Source organism: Brevundimonas subvibrioides (assembly GCF_027271155.1).
GTDB classification, from domain to species: domain Bacteria; phylum Pseudomonadota; class Alphaproteobacteria; order Caulobacterales; family Caulobacteraceae; genus Brevundimonas; species Brevundimonas subvibrioides_D.
Genome location: NZ_CP114542.1, coordinates 2,104,578 through 2,123,423, shown reverse-complemented (window position 1 = coordinate 2,123,423; position 18,846 = coordinate 2,104,578). Strand labels below are relative to the sequence as shown.

At 63.9% G+C, this 18,846-nt stretch carries 18 protein-coding genes; 9 read left to right on the top strand and 9 right to left on the bottom strand.

Features of this window, described 5'->3' with window-relative positions; all coding sequences use genetic code 11:
* Positions 1–379: 379 nt before the first annotated feature.
* Both O3139_RS10705 and O3139_RS10700 read right to left on the bottom strand, forming a co-directional pair.
* A complete protein-coding gene (locus tag O3139_RS10705) occupies positions 380–724 on the bottom strand; it encodes a DDE-type integrase/transposase/recombinase (protein WP_269516472.1) in 345 nt (114 codons plus the stop codon).
* Between the two features lie 248 nt (positions 725–972).
* A complete protein-coding gene (locus tag O3139_RS10700) occupies positions 973–1,110 on the bottom strand; it encodes a hypothetical protein (protein WP_269514064.1) in 138 nt (45 codons plus the stop codon).
* A 793-nt stretch (positions 1,111–1,903) separates the two neighbouring features.
* Between O3139_RS10700 and O3139_RS10695 the strand changes: the two genes are divergently transcribed.
* The 3 genes from O3139_RS10695 (at position 1,904) to O3139_RS10685 (ending at position 6,895) form a co-directional block, all read left to right on the top strand.
* Positions 1,904–2,596: an IS6 family transposase gene (locus tag O3139_RS10695; RefSeq protein WP_269514063.1), complete on the top strand. Its 693-nt coding sequence runs from the start codon at positions 1,904–1,906 to the stop codon at positions 2,594–2,596.
* A 397-nt stretch (positions 2,597–2,993) separates the two neighbouring features.
* A complete protein-coding gene (galA, locus tag O3139_RS10690) occupies positions 2,994–5,459 on the top strand; it encodes a beta-galactosidase GalA (RefSeq protein ID WP_269514062.1) in 2,466 nt (821 codons plus the stop codon).
* Between the two features lie 275 nt (positions 5,460–5,734).
* Positions 5,735–6,895: a glycoside hydrolase family 53 protein gene (locus O3139_RS10685; protein WP_269514061.1), complete on the top strand. Its 1,161-nt coding sequence runs from the start codon at positions 5,735–5,737 to the stop codon at positions 6,893–6,895.
* A gap of 42 nt (positions 6,896–6,937) precedes the next feature.
* Here O3139_RS10685 and O3139_RS10680 read toward each other — a convergent pair whose 3' ends face one another.
* The 3 genes from O3139_RS10680 to O3139_RS10670 are packed head-to-tail and all read right to left on the bottom strand — an operon-like array spanning position 6,938 to position 10,030.
* Positions 6,938–7,555, bottom strand: coding sequence for a 2-dehydro-3-deoxy-6-phosphogalactonate aldolase (locus O3139_RS10680; protein ID WP_269514060.1), 618 nt, complete (start codon positions 7,553–7,555; stop codon positions 6,938–6,940).
* The gene (locus O3139_RS10675; protein ID WP_269514059.1) at positions 7,552–8,454 is read right to left on the bottom strand and encodes a 2-dehydro-3-deoxygalactonokinase; all 903 of its coding nucleotides are present in this window, start codon (positions 8,452–8,454) and stop codon (positions 7,552–7,554) included. Before O3139_RS10675 ends, O3139_RS10680 begins: the two co-directional genes overlap by 4 nt.
* A 1-nt stretch (position 8,455) precedes the next feature.
* Complete coding sequence (locus tag O3139_RS10670) at positions 8,456–10,030, bottom strand: sodium/sugar symporter (protein ID WP_269514058.1); 1,575 nt, start codon at positions 10,028–10,030, stop codon at positions 8,456–8,458.
* 184 nt (positions 10,031–10,214) lie between these two features.
* Here O3139_RS10670 and O3139_RS10665 point away from each other — a divergent pair, with 184 nt between their 5' ends.
* The 3 genes from O3139_RS10665 to O3139_RS10655 all read left to right on the top strand — a co-directional run bounded on the left by O3139_RS10665 (position 10,215) and on the right by O3139_RS10655 (position 13,684).
* Complete coding sequence (locus O3139_RS10665) at positions 10,215–10,988, top strand: IclR family transcriptional regulator (protein ID WP_269514057.1); 774 nt, start codon at positions 10,215–10,217, stop codon at positions 10,986–10,988.
* A gap of 141 nt (positions 10,989–11,129) precedes the next feature.
* Positions 11,130–11,891 carry an SDR family NAD(P)-dependent oxidoreductase gene (locus tag O3139_RS10660; RefSeq protein WP_269514056.1) on the top strand — a complete coding sequence of 254 codons (762 nt, stop codon included), beginning with the start codon at positions 11,130–11,132 and terminating at the stop codon, positions 11,889–11,891.
* 8 nt (positions 11,892–11,899) lie between these two features.
* The gene (locus tag O3139_RS10655) at positions 11,900–13,684 is read left to right on the top strand and encodes an IlvD/Edd family dehydratase (protein WP_420022316.1); all 1,785 of its coding nucleotides are present in this window, start codon (positions 11,900–11,902) and stop codon (positions 13,682–13,684) included.
* 99 nt (positions 13,685–13,783) lie between these two features.
* Here O3139_RS10655 and O3139_RS10650 read toward each other — a convergent pair whose 3' ends face one another.
* Both O3139_RS10650 and O3139_RS14765 read right to left on the bottom strand, forming a co-directional pair.
* A complete protein-coding gene (locus tag O3139_RS10650) occupies positions 13,784–14,269 on the bottom strand; it encodes an IS6 family transposase (RefSeq protein WP_420022315.1) in 486 nt (161 codons plus the stop codon).
* 47 nt (positions 14,270–14,316) lie between these two features.
* The gene (locus tag O3139_RS14765; RefSeq protein WP_420022314.1) at positions 14,317–14,511 is read right to left on the bottom strand and encodes a hypothetical protein; all 195 of its coding nucleotides are present in this window, start codon (positions 14,509–14,511) and stop codon (positions 14,317–14,319) included.
* Positions 14,512–14,809: 298 nt separating this feature from the next.
* On the opposite strand from O3139_RS14765, the gene O3139_RS10645 reads away from it, so the two are divergent.
* On the top strand, positions 14,810–15,502 hold the full coding sequence (locus O3139_RS10645; RefSeq protein WP_269516470.1) for an IS6 family transposase: 693 nt from the start codon (positions 14,810–14,812) through the stop codon (positions 15,500–15,502).
* 185 nt (positions 15,503–15,687) lie between these two features.
* Here O3139_RS10645 and O3139_RS10640 read toward each other — a convergent pair whose 3' ends face one another.
* A complete protein-coding gene (locus O3139_RS10640; RefSeq protein ID WP_269514055.1) occupies positions 15,688–15,888 on the bottom strand; it encodes a hypothetical protein in 201 nt (66 codons plus the stop codon).
* Between O3139_RS10640 and O3139_RS10635 the strand changes: the two genes are divergently transcribed.
* Positions 15,793–16,443 carry an IS6 family transposase gene (locus O3139_RS10635; protein ID WP_269516469.1) on the top strand — a complete coding sequence of 217 codons (651 nt, stop codon included), beginning with the start codon at positions 15,793–15,795 and terminating at the stop codon, positions 16,441–16,443. The genes O3139_RS10640 and O3139_RS10635 overlap by 96 nt on opposite strands.
* Positions 16,444–16,573: 130 nt before the next feature.
* Positions 16,574–17,266: an IS6 family transposase gene (locus tag O3139_RS10630; protein ID WP_269514054.1), complete on the top strand. Its 693-nt coding sequence runs from the start codon at positions 16,574–16,576 to the stop codon at positions 17,264–17,266.
* Positions 17,267–17,906: 640 nt separating this feature from the next.
* Here O3139_RS10630 and O3139_RS10625 read toward each other — a convergent pair.
* Complete coding sequence (locus tag O3139_RS10625) at positions 17,907–18,815, bottom strand: DUF2971 domain-containing protein (protein WP_269514053.1); 909 nt, start codon at positions 18,813–18,815, stop codon at positions 17,907–17,909.
* Between the last annotated feature and the right edge of the window lie 31 nt (positions 18,816–18,846).

Genomic DNA, 18,846 nt, shown 5'->3' with positions numbered 1-18,846 from the left:
TTGCTAAGTCCAGTCATAAACTCGCTTATTAAATGTTGCTTGGACGCCTTGAAAGCGGACGACAAAGGCGTTCTAGATTATTACGAGGATTGGGTTGGAACTCATCATCGCACAAAAACGGTCAGATACGTGAGCAGGCTCCGGGAGTTCAAAAATGCGGATATCGCGATCGCGCAAAAAATGCTTGCTGACGCAGTTTATCCAGGTCGACTAGAATAACCAGCGAAGCCGCGTTCGATCGCTTGTAGAAGCGCAGGTATCACGTCTTTACTTCCGGTTTTGTACGCTGAGGAAGCGCCGCTTGATGAGGCGCGCCGGTGGTGTCAGTCCAATGAGAACTTGTCTCCAGCGGGCGGAGCGAGGGCAGGTGAGGTGATCATCAGATGGCGAGCGACTTCCACTCGGCTAATGCGGCCGAGCGTTGGGCTTTGAAATTGAGCCTGCTGATGAGGTGGCGCTCCAGGTTGAAGTGATTGTGGAAGGCGGCGTGGACGCCGTTGAATTTCTGCAGGGTCTTCATCTGGCGAAAGCGCTGCATGGCACGTTCTCGTCGTCGAAACGTGAGGTGTGAATTCTCGACTCGGTTGTTGAGCCGGCGACCCATTTCCTGTTTTCGGGTCGCCGTCAGATCCTTAAAGGCGGCCCGATAAGACTTCAGGCCATCAGTTTCGACTTCAGTGCCGGAGGTTCGATCGCGGTAGTTGGATCGGAATGGGCTTTCGATCAGTAGCTCTCTGCCAACGCTGAGCGGTACACTGAGGCAGATAGCGAACGGTGTAAGGGTTGGAGCAAGACAAAAGGGGTGCCGTAACCTCTTGCTTCGCCATCGATCTTTGCGCCCCCAACGGCTTGCCCTGAGTTGCCTGTTTTACGGCTGTGACGGACGAGGGCAGGATACGCTTTGCGCCGGCATTGTCTGACAGGCTTGGCCGTGGTGGCCCGAGCGGGTGTCGTCGGCACTGGCCGGCGTGATCAGGGCTTGAGGTCGACCTGTCGCTGCGCCCGGTGGCGATCGCGCGGGGTTTTCTCCAGCCACCTTGCGATGCCGGTACCCGGCGCGAGGGTGGCGACGAAGACAAGAGCGATGATGGGGGACAGGGCGTAGAACAAGGGGGCCTCCATGCGGCTGACGAGACCCCAACGGCCGCCCGGCGCGAGGTTCGGTCGAGCGCCTGGAGGGGATGACAGGGCCCTCAGGCCCGCAGGCGGACGCCAGCCCCGCCGACGGCGTCGGTGCCGATGCGGACAGCACCCGCATCCTCGCGCCGCCGAAAAAATCGCGCATCCCCGCCCGGGCCCCTTGAATCCCCGGCCCGGCCTTCCCTTGTATCGAGGGCAGGTTGGCGGGGCCCGGTAAGGCCCGGCCGGGCTCTGTTCCGTTCCTGGTGCGTGGACTCCGTGAGACTCGCGTCCATCTGGAGTCCAACCCCAAGCCGTTGAATGGCAAAGGCTTCAGGCCGGATTGGACTCGGTGCACCCGGTTTTTTCGAGTCCAGCCGTTCGGGTCGGGACTCGTTGAGGCCGGGATCAAAGGGTCGTCATAACCTGTTGCCATGGCAGCACTTTTTAGCCGTCGCGGCCTGGGGTACATTGTTCCCGGTATCGAAACGCCACGAAGCGATGGACACGCCGACGCCACGCAGAACCGGGCGTCAGCCGTGACCGGGGCCCCCGCACAGGGATCGTCCGGGGCCGGCGGAGTCTCCGGGGCGGGCAGGGCCGACGGTGCGAGCGCCGCTGCCTGGATCGAGATGGGGGAGGGGTGTCTCGACGTCGCCTGGTTATCTGCCAAGGCCGCCGGGCGGCCCGGGCCGGTCATGACCCCACTCCCGTCGGTGCTGTCAGGCGAACGATAAAAGGTCTCCGATATTTGTGGCGTAAGCCCTGACGGAGATCATGTTTCGTGAAGCCGATTTCGTTCAAGCGTCACCGGTTTCCGGCAGGTGTTATCCGCCATGCCGTCTGGCTGTACTTTCGTTTCAGCCTCAGTTTTCGTGACGTCGAGGAACTGCTGGCGCAACGCGGGATCGACGTCAGTTATGAGACGATCCGCTGCTGGACGATCAAGTTCGGCCCTTTGATCGCGAGGCGACTGAAGCGCCGTCGGCCAGTTCCATCGCCTCGCTGGCACCTGGATGAGGTGGTCTGCAACATCGGCGGCAGGCGGATGTTTCTGTGGCGTGCCGTCGATGACGAAGGCGAGGTCCTCGACGTCCTGGTCCAGCGCCGGCGGGACACAGAGGCTGCGTTGAAGCTGCTCAGGCGGCTCCTTCATAACCAGCCGGTCGAACCGCAGACGATCACGACGGACGGCCTGGCCTCATACGGTGCGGCTCTGGATCAGCTGGGTCTGAGGCACCTGCACCGACCGGGGCGGCTTCGGGAGAACAATCGGATCGAGACCTCTCACCTCCCGATCCGACGACGAGAGCGGCAGCAGCAGCGGTTCAAATCCCAGGCCTCAGCCCAGAGATTCCTCACCACCCACGCAGCGATCTACAATACGTTCAACACCCAACGGCACCTGATCAGCAGACCCACACTTCGGCGCTTCCGCGCCGATGCGGCGTCCGCTTGGGCGACAGCGGTTGCCTGAAACGAGACGGGGAAGGCGCTTTTGGACTGACGGAAGTTTCCCTGACAGCGCTCTGACAGAGCCCTAAGGTCACATCCGGTAGGTTTTGACGCTCGCGCAGCGCCACGATGACGGACAGCCGCTTCTGTCGCAAAAATGGACCGTCTCCGACCTCAGAGGAGACGAGGGTGATTAGTTGAATGGCTGCCTGAAGCACGACGCACCGGCAAACTGCGAGCGTTCATCCATAAAAATATATTTACCTGTTGTGATGAAATCGATTGACGATCTGCCATTGGTAGAGCCTTTTGGCACCCAGGCGTCGGGAACTGGCGTGCGGGAACGTCGAAGGCTCCATGATCGAGTTGGAAGACATTGCGGATCGGCGGGGTGATGTTGCGGCGTCAAAGGCCGACGCATGACGCCGAACCGTCGTGTCATCCTGCACGGATCCGCCGGTGCGGTCGCCGCGCTGTCTCTGGGAGCATTCATGCCGGCTGAGGCCGAGCAAGCCAGCCAAGCTCTGAGGGACCGCCGTGTTCGACTGGACTCCGATTGGCGCTTTGCACTTGGTCACGCCCAGGATCCTGCTCGCGATTTCCACTTTGGCCTCGATCAGGGCACCTATGCCAAGGCGGGCAAGACGGTCGCGGCTGCTGGGAGCCGCGATTTCGATGACAGCGGATGGCAGTTGGTCCAGATTCCACACGACTGGGCTATCGATCTGCCGTTCGTGGACAATCCGAACCCGCCACCGATAGGCGAGGACGATCCGAAGGCCGCACACGGCTTCAAGCCTCTGGGGCGTGAGCATCCGGAAAGCAGTGTGGGCTGGTATCGTCGGACATTGGAGCTGCCAGGCTATCTGTCTGGCAAGCGGTTGTCGATCGAGTTTGATGGGGCCTTCCGCGAGGTCGTGGTGCTTCTGAACGGCTTCGTCGTGCACGAGCACGAGGGCGGCTATTCGCCGTTCCGCGTCGACATTACCGATGTCGCCGTGCCGGGCGAGATCAACGTCCTGACGGTCCGCGTGGACGCCAGTCTAGGCGAGGGTTGGTTTTATGAAGGTGCAGGCCTGTACCGCCATGTCTGGCTGGTCGTCACCGATCCGGTGCACGTGCCGCAGTGGGGCGTGATGGTGCGGCCCCAGCCTGTGGGCGCGGGCGCGTCGGCTGCCGTAGTGGTCGATCTTAAGAACGAAGGCGATGCCGAAGCGGCCTGTGAGGTCGCGATACGGGTCATCGATCCCGACGGCCGTCCGGTCGCCGAAGGTGCGGCCGCAACGACACTGGCGGGCTGGACCGTGGGTCAGGTCGGAACCACCCTGACCTGGGACCGGGCGAGGCTGTGGTCTACCCAGACGCCCAGCCTGTATCGCCTGATCGCCGAGGTCAGCGTCGGGGGGATGTTGGTCGATCGCTATGTACAGTCGTTCGGGGTGCGGACCGCCGTGTTCGACGCGGCGCGCGGCTTCTTCCTGAACGGCCAGCCGCTCAAGCTTCTAGGGGCGTGTTGCCATCAGGATCACGGGGGCGTAGGCGCGGCCATTCCCGACCGGCTTCAAGTCTGGCGGTTGGAACAGCTGAAATCGATGGGCTGCAACGCCTATCGCAGCTCTCACAATCCGCCCACGCCAGAGCTGATGGATGCCTGCGACGCGATGGGGATCCTGGTGATCGACGAGACCCGTCGCATGGCTTCGGACGATGCCGCCATGGGCGAGTTGGACGCACTTGTCCGGCGCGATCGCAACCGGCCATCGGTGATCGCTTGGTCGATCGGGAACGAGGAACAGACCATCCAGGGCACCGAGCGCGGGGCCCGGATAGCCAGGACCATGGTGCGCCTCATCAACCGTCTTGACCCCACCCGTCCAACGACGGCGGCCCTGGACCAGAATTTCGGCGACGGCGTCTCGCGGGTCGTCGATATCCTGGGCTTCAACTATCGAACGCCCCTGATGGAGGGCTATCACGCCAGCGTCCCGGCTCAGCCGATCATGGGCACCGAAACGGGCAGCACGGTCCAGACGCGCGGCGAATACGTGCGTGATGACGCCCGCCAGATCGTCCCGGCCTATGACACCGAACACCCCTGGTGGGCGTCTACTGCAGAGGACTGGTGGACCCTCGCGGCAGCGCGGCCGTACATCGCCGGTGGTTTCATTTGGACCGGTTTCGACTATCGCGGAGAGCCGACGCCCTTCAACCGCTGGCCCAGCGTCGCCTCCTACTTCGGTGCCATGGACAGCTGCGGCTTCCCAAAGGACAATTATTGGTACTACCGCGCCTGGTGGCGTCCCGAGCCGATGGTTCACCTGTTCCCGCACTGGAACTGGGAGGGCCGAGAGGGTGAGGCCATCCCGGTCTGGGTTCACGCCAATGTCGACCGGGTAGAGCTGTATCTGAACGGCCGCTCGCTGGGGTCCAGGGACGTGGTGGCGAACCGTCATCTTGAATGGTCGGTGCCCTATGCGCCCGGCGTGATCGAGGCGCGCGGGTTCAAGGATGGCCGGGCCCTGGCCCCGGTGCGGCGCGAGACGGCTGGAGCCGCGTCACGCATCGCCCTGACCGGCGACCGAACCCGGCTGAGCGCCGATGGTCAGGACGTGTCCATGCTGAAGGTCGAAATCCTCGACGCGCAAGGCCGCCCGGTCCCGACGGCCGACGATCAGGTGACGTTCGAGGTCGAGGGTCCGGCCCGGATCATCGGGGTCGGCAACGGCAATCCAGTCAGCCATGAGGCCGATCGGGCGACGACGCGCCTGACCTTCAACGGTCTGGCTCAAGCCGTTCTTCAGACAAACCGCAGGGCCGGCGCGATCGCGGTGACGGCGCGAGCGCTTGGACTTCGGCCCGCCACCCTCCAGCTTCACGCCGCGTGAGTCTGGGGCAAACACGATCAACAAAGCCGTCGAAACGCACGGCACTAGGGGAGACTATCATGCGACACTTCAAAGCCGTCCTGCTGGGGGCCACGGTCTTTTCAGGCCAACAACCTGACCGACGAGCCGTTTGAGACCTACTACGGTGATGTTGCCCGTCAGGGACGGTACGAGACCTTCGGCCGGCGCTTCTTCCTGGGTGCCACCTACCGCTTCGGCGGCTGATCCAAACAAGACCGGTCGGCGCAGGTGCGTCGGCCGGTCGCCGGAGTTGCATGATGATTCGATGCTTTCTCGCTGCGGCCTCGGTCGCGGCCGTGCTGACCGCTTCGGCCGCCCAGGCCCAGGACGTGCCCCGGTTCTATTTCGGCGCGGACCTGTCCTATGTGAACGAGATGGAGGATTGCGGAGCAGTCTACCGGGTCGGGGGCCAAGCCCATGACCCCTATGCGATCTTTGCTGAAACGGGCCACAACCTCGTTCGTGTCCGCATCTGGAACGACGCGGAATGGACCGACTACAGCGACCTGGACGACGTCCGTGAGACCATACGCAGGGCGCGGGCAGAGGGCATGCAGGTGCTCTTGGACTTCCATTATTCGGACGACTGGGCCGACGGGGACAAGCAGATCGTGCCCAAGGCCTGGCGGCCGATCCGCGACGACGTTCCCGCCCTGGCCCAGGCGCTTCACGACTATACGCTCGAGACCCTGCGCGCGCTCGACGCCGAGGGGCTGATGCCCGAGACGGTCCAGGTCGGCAATGAGACCAACCTCGAGATGATGGGTGAGCTGGACTGGAAGGAAACCCGCGATGGCATCGACTGGCCCCGGAACGCCGCCCTGCTGAACGCCGGCATCCGGGCGGTGCGCGAGGCGGGCGAAGACAGCGCCATCAAGCCCCGCATCATGCTGCATATCGCCCAGCCCGAGAACACCGAACCGTGGTTCGCGGCGGCCCAGGACCACGGCGTCACCGACTACGACCTGATCGGCGTCAGCTATTACCGCAAATGGTCGACCAACGATCTGGCCGGCCTCGGGGCCACGATCCAGCGGCTGGACGCGGCCTATGACAAGGACGTGGTGGTGGTGGAGACCTCCTATCCCTTCACCAACGAGGGGGCCGACACATCCCCGAACCTGCTGGGCCCAGACACCCTGCTGCCCCAGTATCCGGCTACCCAGGAGGGGCAGCTGAAATACATGACCGACATCACCCAGACGGTCATCGCAAACGGCGGCACGGGCGTCGTCTATTGGGAGCCCGCCTGGGTCTCGACGCGCTGTTCCACCCGCTGGGGTCGGGGGTCGAACTGGGAAAACGCAACCTTCTTCGATTGGCGCGAAGGCAACGACCTGACCATGGCCGGTCACTGGCCGACGGCGGCCTATCGCTGGCCGGCGGACGCTGGCGGCGAAGCGGCGGCGCAGTAAGCGCCCGCCCGGGGGCGGGGGCGGGGGCGGGGGCGTCAGGCCTCAGGCCGACGCGCCCCAGGCCGTGACGAAGGCCCGCGCGGCGTCGCTCACCTCGGCGGGCGTCTTGCCAGGCTTGAACACGGCCGAGCCGATGCCGAAGCCGGAGGCTCCGGCCGAGCGCCAGGTCGCGACGCTGTCAGGCGCGACGCCCCCGACGGCATAGACCCGCGTCCCGGCCGGCAGGACCGCGCGCACGGCCTTCAGTCCCTGTGGTCCCGCGACCTCGGCGGGGAACAGTTTCAGCACCTCGGCCCCGGCGTCCAGCGCCGCGAAGGCCTCCGACGGCGTGAAGAACCCGGGCACCGACATCAGGCCCATGGCCTTTGTGGCGCGGATCACGTCGGGGATGGTATTCGGCGAGATGACCATCTGCCCGCCAGCCTCGGCCACGCCGCGCGCCGCCTCGACGTTCAGCACTGTGCCCGCTCCGACCAGGGCCCGGCCGTCGAGGGCGTCGCGCAGGCGCCGGATGCTCTCCAGCGGCCACGGCGAGTTCAGCGGCACCTCAAGGCAGACGAAACCGGCAGCAACGATCGCCTCGCCGACGGCGACGGCTTCGTCGGGTTCGAGCCCCCGCAGGATGGCGATCAGGGGCAGGGTGTCGAGAATCTGGATCATCGAAGGCTCGCCTGGTGAATGCGCCACAGGCCGTTGGCGACGGCGGCCGCGCCGTCGGCAAGGCGGACGTCGGAAAAGCCCGCGATCTCGAGGGCCGCCGCATAACGGGCATTCAGGGCGTCCGCCCCGACAAGGGTGACGGTGCCGTGCGTGTCCTGGCGGTGGGCGGCGATCTCGGCCCCGATCAGCAGACCCGAGAGATAGTCGGCCGCCGCGTCCGGGCGCAGCCGATCCGCGAGCGTTTCGACGCGGACGGAGAACAGGGCGCTGGTGAGTGCCGGGTCGGTCAGGGCGCGATCGACCCCGTCCGCGAAGGCGCCTTCGTCGACGCCCGGCTCGCCCATGCCCGCACCGAGGATCGTGCCCTTGCGAATGGCGGCGAACAGCTCGCCTGTCATGAAGGTACGATAGCCGACGATCTGACCCGGACGCGCGGCGATCCATTTGGAATGGGTTCCCGGTGCGACGATCCGGTGGCTGCCGGGCTCGAGGTCCAGCCCCATGACCTGGGTTTCCTCGCCGCGCATGACGTCGATCATCCGCCCGCCCGCCACGGCCTTCAGGCCGGGCACGATCCTCAGATCCGGCCGGTCGAGAGGAGAGGACAGCGCATTTGCCAGATCGGCCAGCGTGGCCGGCGTTGGCAGATAGGCGACCTCGCGCCACCGGCCCCGCGCCCCGGCCATGCCACAGACCAGAATGGGCGAGGCGCCATCCAGCCATCCGTCGGCGACCTCGGCAAGGACGGAAGGGAAGGCCGATGGAGCCAGGCCGGCCGCGCCCCGCGGATCGGAGCGGGACTCCAGGACCGTGCCGCCTTCACCAATGCGCAGGACGCGCAGATTGCTTGTTCCCCAGTCGACGCCGATCAGGCCCGCGCCGTCCTGCGTCCCGCTCACCTCACCACCAGATGGCATAGACGGCGATCAGGAAGGCGATGACCCCCGCGCTGGCGATGTTGAAGCCCAGGGAGGTCTTGTAGCTGACACCGTCCAGCTTGATCTGCATGGTGCCTTCTTTCGGAGGGGAGAAAAGCGAGACGACGATCGCGGCTACGAGAGAGACAAGGAATACAACTCCGACCCGGTTCATGAAGGGCAGGGTGAAGATCCCCTCGCGGTCCAGCCACCACATGAAGCCCGACAGGGCCACGCCGCCGATGGCGGCCGTCAGCGCCCCTGCTTCGGACGCCCGCTTCCAGAACAGGCCCAGGATGAAGATGACCACGATCGAGGGCGTGAAGAAGCCCGTGAAGTCCTGGATGAACTGGAAGGCCTGGGAGAAGCCACCCAGCAAGGGGCGGGCCACCAGGATGCCGATGGCCATGGCGGCGAAGGCGGCGATACGACCGACCAGCACCAGATGCTGTTCCGATGCGCCCTTGTTCGCCTTGGCATACAGATCGAGGGTGAAGATGGTTGAGATCGAGTTCACCTTGGACGCCAGCGACGCCACGATGGCCGCGATCAGGGCGGCGAACACCAGACCCTTCAGGCCCGCGGGCAGAAGGTTCATCATCGTCGGATAGGCTTGGTCCGGGGCCGAAAGACTGGGCGCGAGGATCAGGGCCGCCATGCCCGGCAGCACCACGATGACCGGCATCAAGAGTTTCAGATAGGCGGCGAAGGCGATCCCCTTCTGGGCCTCGCCCAGCGACTTGGCGGCCAGGGCGCGCTGGATGATGTACTGGTTGAAGCCCCAGTAGCTGATGTTCATGATCCACAGTCCGCCCAGCAGGACGGCAATGCCCGGCAGTTCCTTGAAGTTCGGGTTGTCGGGCGACAGGATCATATCGAACTTCTCGGGGAAGTCCGTCAGCAGGGTGGTGAACCCGCCCAGCGCACCCGACGCGCCGCCGATCTCGCTCAGGGCGATGAAGCCGATGATCAGGCCGCCCGCGACCAGTAGCGCCACCTGGACGATGTCGGTCAGGGCCACGGCCTTGAGCCCGCCCCACAACTGATAGGCCAAGGCGAAGACGCCGATCGCCACGATGGCGTACATCTGGTCCAGTCCGGTGACGGTGTTGACCGCGATCGACCCCAGCCAGAGGATCGAGGTCACGTTCACGAAGACGTAGAGCAGCAGCCAGAACACGGCCATGACATTGCGGATCGTCGGACCGTACCGCTGCTGCAGGAACTGCGGCATGGTGTAGATGTCGTTGCGCAGGAAGATCGGCAGAAAATACTTGCCCACGATCAACAGGGTCAGGGCCGCCATCCATTCATAGGAGGCGATGCCGAGGCCGATCACATAGCCGGAGCCCGACATGCCGATGATCTGCTCGGCCGAGATATTGGCCGCGATCAGGGACGCCCCGATGGCCCACCAGGGCAGGTTCCTGGAGGCCAGGAAATAGTCGGTGGAGGTCTTTTTCTCACCGCCCTTGTCGCGCGAGACCCACTGGGCCAGGCCGAAGATGAAGACGGCGTACACGCCCAGAATGACGAGATCGATGGTCGCGAGCGACATGGCTGAGCCTCCCCGGCACGGCCCCTTCCACGGGGTTCTGCGGGCACGGTAGAAGAGCCTGAGATCGCCCGCAATCGTTTTTCATATTTGCGATAAGCTTTTACTAGCGGCAATGAGCTGGACCCAGCCCCTTTCGCACAAGCCATCCGGCCGCTAGCGTGGCAGCGATCCTGAGGACGATTCCATGACGGCCGCCGACGACGCCGATGATCGAAAGTACCGCGCCCCCGCGCTGGAAAAGGGACTGGACGTGCTGGAACTGCTGTCCGCCCATGGCCAGCCCCTGACCCCGTCGCAGATGTCGGCCACGCTCGGTCGATCGGTCAGCGAACTGTTCCGCATGATCCAGGTGCTGGAGTTCCGAGGCTATATCGAGCAGTCGTCGGATGGCTATCAGTTGACCAACAGACTGTTCACCCTGGGACTGTCGCGCGCGCCGATCAAATCCCTGGTCGACGTGGCCCTGCCGGCCATGCGCGAACTGGCTGCGGCGACCACGCAATCCTGCCATCTCGTTGTACCGTCGGGCGACCAGATCGTCGTCATCGCCCGCGTCGAAGGGCCGGGCGATCTGGGGTATTCGGTCCGCGTCGGCTATCGGCGCAGCCTCCTGGAGGCAACGTCCGGACTGATGCTCTATGGCCGGGCCAATGCGCGCGAGCAGGCGATACTGGCGGAAATCCTGGCGGCGCGCCACGGGGCCAGGAAGGTCAAGGCCTTCGCTGTCGCTGCGGCGACCGCCGCTGCGGCGGGCCACGTCGAACGACCCAGCGATTTCGTGAAGGGGGTGACCGATCTGGTCGCGCCGATCCAGGGTGCCGACGGCATCATCGCCACCCTGATCACCCCTTATATCGAACGGATGCCGCCGACCTGCTCGATCGAACGGGCGGTGACGCTTCTGGGGGAGGCGGCTGCGGCGATCTCCGGGGAAATGGGCGTCGCCTCTGTGGCCTGACACGCCGAATTGCCCGGGTGGCAATCCGTGCGTTGACTTCGCCGATGACCTTTCGCTACTTTCGCAGGTAGAAACCGCTTTCACAGATGAAAGCAGATATCAGAGTCGGCAGCCGTTCGGTCGGCCGACCGTGAGGAGACCATGGGAGCCATTTATCCCGACCTGAAGGGCCGGGTCGTCATCGTGACCGGCGGGGCCGGCGGCATAGGCGCGTCCATCGTCCGGGCCTTCGCCGCACAAGGCTGCCGGGTCGGATTTCTGGACGTCGACGCAGTCAGGGGTGCGGCGCTGGAAGCGGAGCTCGACAGCCTGGGCGACGGGGCGGCGGCTTTCGTCTCCTGCGACCTGACCGATGTCGACGCCCTCCGCGCAGCGATCGGACAGGTACGAGACCGGTTCGGTCCGGTCGACGCCCTGATCAACAACGCTGCCCACGACGAGCGTCACGCCACCCTGGATGTGACCGAGGCCTATTGGGACAGGCGGATCGCGGTGAACCTGAAGCACCAGTTCTTCGCCGCCCAGAGCGTGTTGCCGGACATGATGGCGCAGGGGCGCGGTTCGATTCTGAATCTCGGCTCGACGTCGTGGATGATCGGTCAGGGCGGGATGGCGGCCTATACGGCGTCCAAGTCCGCAGTGCTGGGCCTGACCCGGTCGCTGGCCCGCGACTTCGGCGAGCATGGCGTGCGCGTCAACGCCCTGGCACCCGGCTGGATCATGACAGAGCGCCAGCTAGAGCACTGGGTCACGCCGGAGACCGAAAAGGACATCTACAAGAACCAGTGCCTGAAGCGGCGACTGGTCCCGGAGGACATCGCGCGCGTTGCCGTCTTCCTGAGCTCCGAGGAGGCCTCGGCCATCACCAACCAGCACTATGTCGTCGACGGCGGCTGGACCTGAATTTGCCCATGAAGAAACCGTTGAGAAGCCGGGCCTGGTTCGACAATCCGGACAATCCCGACATGACCGCCCTCTATCTGGAGCGGTACCTGAACTACGGCCTGACGCGCCGGGAGCTGCAGTCGAACAAGCCGATCATCGGCATCGCCCAGACCGGGTCCGACCTCAGCCCCTGCAATCGGCATCACCTGATCCTCGCCGAGCGGGTGCGCGAAGGCATTCGCGAGGCGGGCGGCATCGCCATGGAATTTCCGGTCCATCCGATCCAGGAGACTGGAAAGCGACCGACGGCGGCGCTCGACCGCAACCTGGCCTATCTCGGGCTGGTGGAAAGCCTTTACGGCTATCCGATCGATGGCGTTGTCCTGACCATCGGCTGCGACAAGACCACGCCGGCCTGCCTGATGGCCGCTGCGACGGTCGACATCCCGGCTATCGCCCTGTCCGTCGGGCCGATGCTGAACGGTTGGCACAAGGGCCAACGGACCGGGTCGGGAACCATCATCTGGAAGGCACGCCAGATGATGGCGGCGGGCGAGATCGACTACGAGGGTTTCGTCGAGCTGGTCGCTTCGTCGGCGCCGTCGGTCGGCTATTGCAACACCATGGGCACGGCGACGACGATGAACTCGCTGGCCGAGGCCCTGGGGATGTCGTTGCCGGGCTCGGCCGCTATTCCGGCACCCTATCGCGAGCGCGCCCAGGTGGCCTACGAGACCGGCCTGCGGATCGTGGAAATGGTGCGCGAGGACCTGAAGCCGTCCGACATCCTGACGCGCGAGGCCTTCCTGAATGCCATCGTGGTCAACTCCGCGATCGGCGGATCGACCAACGCGCCGATCCATCTGACAGCCCTGGCGCGCCACGCCCACGTCGATGTGCCGCTGCAGGACTGGCAGACGCACGGGCTGCATGTGCCCTTGCTGGTCAATCTCCAGCCCGCCGGCCAGTATCTGGGCGAGGACTATTTCCATGCCGGGGGGGTGCCCGCCGTCGTGCACGAGCTGATGCAGAAGGGGCTGATCCACGAGGACGCCCTGACCGTCACGGGCAAGTCGATCGGCGAGAATTGCCGCGGCAAGACGACGGACCTGCCCGACGTCATCAAACCGTTCGACGCGCCGATGAAGACCGATGCGGGCTTCGTCATCTTCACCGGCAATCTGTTCAACTCGGCGATCATGAAGCTGAGCGTTATCAGTCCCGAGTTCCGCGAGCGCTACCTGTCCGACCCCGCCGATCCCAACGCCTTCGAGGGACCTGCGGTCGTGTTCGACGGACCGGAAGACTATCACCAGCGTATCGACGACCCCGCCCTTGGCATCACCGAGCGGACCTTGTTGTTCATGCGTGGGGCTGGACCAATTGGGTATCCAGGCTCTGCTGAGGTCGTGAACATGCAGCCGCCCGCTTCTCTGATCCGACAGGGCGTCACCGCCCTGGCCTGTATCGGAGACGGTCGACAGTCGGGCACGTCGGGCTCCGCTTCGATCCTCAACGCCTCGCCCGAAGCGGCGGCGGGCGGCAATATCGCCATCCTGCAGACCGGCGACCGGGTCAGGATCGACCTGAATACCGGCCGGGCCGACATCCTGATTTCCGAAGATGAACTGGCCGAGCGCCGTATCGCGCTGGAGGCCGCTGGCGGTTACGCTTATCCCGCATCCCAGACACCGTGGCAGGAATTGCAGCGTGGCATGGTCGGACAGTTGGAGACCGGTGCCGTGCTGGAGCTGGCCGTGAAATACCACCGCATCGTCGACCGCTTCGGCCTTCCGCGCGACAGCCATTGACCCAAGCCGCGTCCCACACTTCCCAACTTCTATGGGGGTGCTGTCAGTCCAACGCGAACTTGTCTCCAGAGGACGCAGCAAGGGCAGGGGAAGCGAGGCCTATGCGGCGAGCGTCTTCCATTCGGCCAGGGCGGCTGAGCGTTGGGCCTTGTATGTTTCCCGGCTGATGAGGTGGCGATCCTGATTGAAGTGGTTGTGGAAGGCGGCGTGGACGGAGCTGAACTTCTGCAGGGTCTTCATCTGCCGGAACCTCAGCATGGCCCGTTCTCGTCGTCGGAAGGGCAGGTGGGAGTTCTCGACTCTGTTGTTGGCCCAGCGGCCGACCTCCTGTTTGGCGGTGTTGCCGAGGTCCTTCATCGCGGCCTTGTAGGAGCGCAGACCGTCGGTCGTGATGGCCCTGGCGCGGCCGTGGCGCTTCATCAGCTTCTTCATGAAGGTGAGGGCTGCAGCCTTGTCCCGCGTCTTGCTGGCAAAGGATTCCAGCACCTCGCCCTCCTGATCCACGGCCCGCCAGAGGTAGTGCATCTCACCGTTGATCTTGGCTACGCCGCCCTTCGGGTCACGTAGACCTCGTCGAGGTGCCATCGCCAATGGGTGAAGGATCGCATCCGTTGGACGCACTTCCTGCGGATCTAGGCTGCGAACATCGGACTGAACCGGTTCCACCAGAGCCGCACCGTCTCGTAGCAGATGTCGATGCCGCGCTCGGCCAGCAGGTCTTCGACGTTCCGGCGAGACAGAGGGTACTTCACGTACATCATCACCACCGTGTGGATCACCTCCGGCGAGCTGTCGAAGTAGCGGAACGGGTTGTTGGAGCGGGCCATAGGCCGAGGCTAAGTGCCGGGTCCGAGCCCGGCAATCGGTTTGGGCTGACAGAGCCGGGCAAAGTGCACAAGGTTCAGACCGCCAGAGAATGGATCCCGAGCTCGCGGGATCATTCGGCTAAAGGGTCGGTTATGACGGTCGGCCTAGTCCGATAGCGCCGCGCAGATGCCCACACGTCGGCCCCGGAGGGCCTGGCTAGATCGAGAGCCCGGTCAGTGGGGCTGGCTGGCGGTGCTGTCATTCTAACGCTAACTTGTCTCCACTGAATAGCCGAAAGGCGAGTTGGAACAGTGGGTTATGGCGAGACTATCTTTCAAGCGTCACAGGCACAAGCCCGACGTCCTTCGACAGTCGGTCTGGCTATACTATCGCTTCTCACTGAGCCTTCGTGACATCGAGGAGATCCTCGCCGAACGCGGCGTGGACGTGTCCTATGAGGCCATCCGGAGCTGGTGCCTGAAGTTCGGTCGGCAGATCGCCGGCAACCTGAAACGGCGTCGACCGGCACCGTCTCCACGCTGGCACTTGGATGAGATGGTGAGCCGGATCGGCGGCCGCCACATGTATCTATGGCGGGCTGTGGATGACGAGGGCGAGGTGCTGGGCACGTCGGTTCAGAAGCGTCGCGACGCGGCGGCTGCGACGTTCTTTCTGCAGAAGCTGCTGCGCAATCAAGCCGTTGCGCCCGAGAGGATCGTGACCGACGGATTGAAATCGTATGTTTCAGCAGTCGACGTTTTGGGCCTCAAAGGCATCCATCACCCCGGTCGCTTGCGCGAGAATAACCGGGTCGAGAACTCGCATCTGCCTATCCGCAAGCGCGAGCGGCATATGCAGCAGTTCAAGTCCCAGGTGTCGGCGCAGCGGTTTCTGACCGTCCAAGCAGCCGTCTACAACACCTTCTACACCCAGCGGCATTTGACCTCTCGGAGGGCTATGGAGTTGTTCCGCGCAGCCGGTCATCAAGCTTGGCGTGAGGCCGTCGGGTGAGCGGAGAGGGGCGTCTACTTCGATCCGACTTGAAGTTAAGTTGACAGCGCTCTTCGGCGTTTCCGCGCCCAAGCCGACGCCGCATGGGCGGCGGCGGTTGCCTGAAACTGGGCAGGGTAGGGGACGTTTCAACTTGGCTCAGCTGCCCTGACAGACCCAGGTGCCGGGGGTGTGTGGCGGTGCTGTCAGGCGAACGATAAAAGGTCTCCGGTATTTGTGGCGTAAGCCGCTGTCGGGCATGACATTTCGTTAGGCCGATTTCGTTCAAGCGCCACCGGTTTCCGGCGGACATCATCCGCCACGCCGTCTGGCTTTATTTCCGCTTCAGCCTCAGCTTTCGTGACGTCGAGGAGCTCCTGGCGCATCGGGGTATCGACGTCAGCCATGAGATGATCCGGTGCTGGACGATCAAGTTTGGCCCCTTGATCGCACGACGGCTGAAAAAGCGGCGAGGGGCCCCGTCGCCGCGCTGGCACCTGGACGAGATGGTCTGCTGGATCGGCGGAAAGCGGATGTATCTGTGGCGGGCTGTCGATGACGAAGGCGAGGTCCTCGACCTCGTGGTTCAGCGCCGGCGGGACACGGAGGCAGCGCTGAGGCTGCTCAGGCGTCTCCTTCACAACCAGCCGGCCGAGCCGCAGGTAATCACGACCGACGGCCTGGCCTCCTATGGCGCGGCGCTCGATGTCCTGGATCTGAGGCATCTGCATCGACCCGGCCGGCTTCGTGAGAACAATCGGGCAGAGAACTCACACCTTCCGATCCGACGCCGGGAGCGACAGCAGCAGCGGTTCAAATCGCAAGCCTCAGCCCAGAGATTCCTCACCACCCACGCGGCGATCTACAACACCTTCAACATGCAACGTCATCTGATCAGCAGACCCACCCTTCGCCGCTTCCGCGCCGATGCCGATGCCGCTTGGGCGTTGGCCGTTGCCTGAATGGCGGCGGGGTAGGGGGCTTTCGGCTTGCCGAAGTTAATCTAACAGCGCCTGTGTGGCGGTGCTGTCAGGCGAACGCTAAAAGTTCTCCGGTATTTGTGGCGTAAGCCACTGACGGGGATCATATTTCGTGAAGGCGATTTCGTTCAAGCGTCACCGGTTTCCAGCAGGTGTTATCCGCCATGCCGTCTGGCTGTACTTTCGTTTCAGCCTCAGTTTTCGTGACGTCGAGGAACTGCTCGCGCAACGGGGTATCGATGTCAGCTATGAGACGATCCGGTGCTGGACGATCAAGTTTGGCCCCTTGATCGCACGACGGCCTAAGAAGCGGCGAGGGGCCCCGTCGCCGCGCTGGCACCTGGACGAGATGGTCTGCTGGATCGGCGGCAAGCGGATGTATCTGTGGCGCGCAGTGGACGATGAAGGCGAGGTCCTCGACCTTGTGGTCCAGCGCCGGCGGGACACGGAGGCAGCGCTGAGGCTTCTGCGACGCCTGCTACACAACCAGCCGATCGAGCCTCAGACGATCACGACGGACGGCCTGGCCTCCTATGGCGCGGCGCTCGATGTCCTGGATCTGAGGCATCTGCATCGACCCGGCCGTCTTCGGGAGAACAATCGCATCGAGAACTCCCACCTGCCGATCCGACGACGGGAGCGACAGCAGCAGCGGTTCAAATCGCAAGCCTCAGCCCAGAGATTCCTCACCACCCACGCGGCGATCTACAACACCTTCAACATGCAACGTCATCTGATCAGCAGACCCACCCTTCGCCGCTTCCGCGCCGATGCCGATGCCGCTTGGGCGTTGGCCGTTGCCTGAATGGCGGCGGGGTAGGGGGCTTTCGGCTTGCCGAAGTTAATCTGACAGCGCCGCGCGATACGCCTCGTGGGTTCCGCGCGCGGGGGGCAGGTCTATGACGGGCGGCGGCAGTGCGGTGCTGAAGCTGCCCGAAGGTATTTTCGGCCACCTGAGCCCTGAAACCCTAGAGGGCCTGTAGAGGAGCGTCAGCAATCAGCCGCGGCTCGTCCGGTCTAGGCGTGGGCAGACGATAGGATCCTGACAGTAGACGAACTGGCACTCAGGTTCTGGCAATGCCGATTATGCGCATTTCGGGAACGGGACGGGAATAAAGGGCAGGGGAGGCAGCCGCTTCGCGCCAAGAACGGATCTTGGCTCCGGCCCGGAAAGCGGACGCTCGATGCACCTCCAGGAGGATGTCCGGTTCCAAACCTTGGCCGTCCTTCAAGACTTGCGGAGTCATCAGCTTCCTGCCCGAGAGAACCTCGGAGCGGCCATCGATTGTCATCAGAAGGCTACGGCGCTCCTCGACGCTAAACCCCAACTAACGACACACGCGGCGGCGGGGCGCTAGATATTCAGACAAGAGCCAGTCCCGTCCGAAATCAAAAGCTATCTGACTCTCGAGACAGGATACCCCTGCCGCTCGGCGCGCGCGGGGTTAGTCTATGAGTATGGAATAGCAGTCCCGCGCGCGCCCCGCGGCTGTGACTGGCATCTCCGGATAGTGCTTCTCAAGCACCGCCATGAGGCGCTGCCGGTAGGTTTCCGGCATCCGCTCTCCAAGAATGACCTCTCTGACCGCACCGCGATCGTATTGCCAGAGAAGCGGAGCGTCGTCCTCCTGGTCCGTTTGGATCAGAAGACGTCGCTCGCCTTCATAACGCCACTGAACGGGCTTGGTCGCGAAGACGCGCTGCCACATATCACGCATGGTTCCGAGAGCTTCGGCACCCGACGCTTCATACATTTCAATTTCCGCCTCGCGTTCCGTTTCACCGGAAAACTGGATCCGCTTCTGCGTTTCCTCGATTGCTACGTGACTGTACCAGTCTTGGTCCCAAGCAAGACCGTAAATAAAGCTGTCAATCGTAGGCGGCTTGTTGGTGTATGCCACGTCGAGAACGTAGGCCTCCGGCCTGCCGCTCACTAGGGCGTCTTCGTCAAAGACCAGGGAGAAGCCTCGCAGCCCGTCGGCGTAGTGCGACCACATTAGAAGGTTGTCCCGCTGCGAAGCGAAGCAGGCGATCCGCATTTCCTTTCGCATCACCTCGAAGGGCGGGACGTAGGATGCGCACTCCTCGAAATATTCCTCTACGCTTTCGCTAACGAGCGGCTCACCGAGGGCTTCCTCCACCGTATCGAAGTGGAATCCCCAAGTTCTAAGAGCGGACAGGAAACGCTCAGGCTCTCGCCCCGCGTCAGGGATTCCTGTGACGATGTCCGACCAGAACTCGAAAGGGTCGTTGTACGCACCGTAGTGCTGGCAGAAGATTTGTCCGCTCTCGAGATTATCGAGGGCGTACTTCGAGGGCCCGCTGAACTTCAAAAGCTGTTTCTGACTGTCCACCGCACGAGCCTTTCAGTGAGTCCCTTCTCGT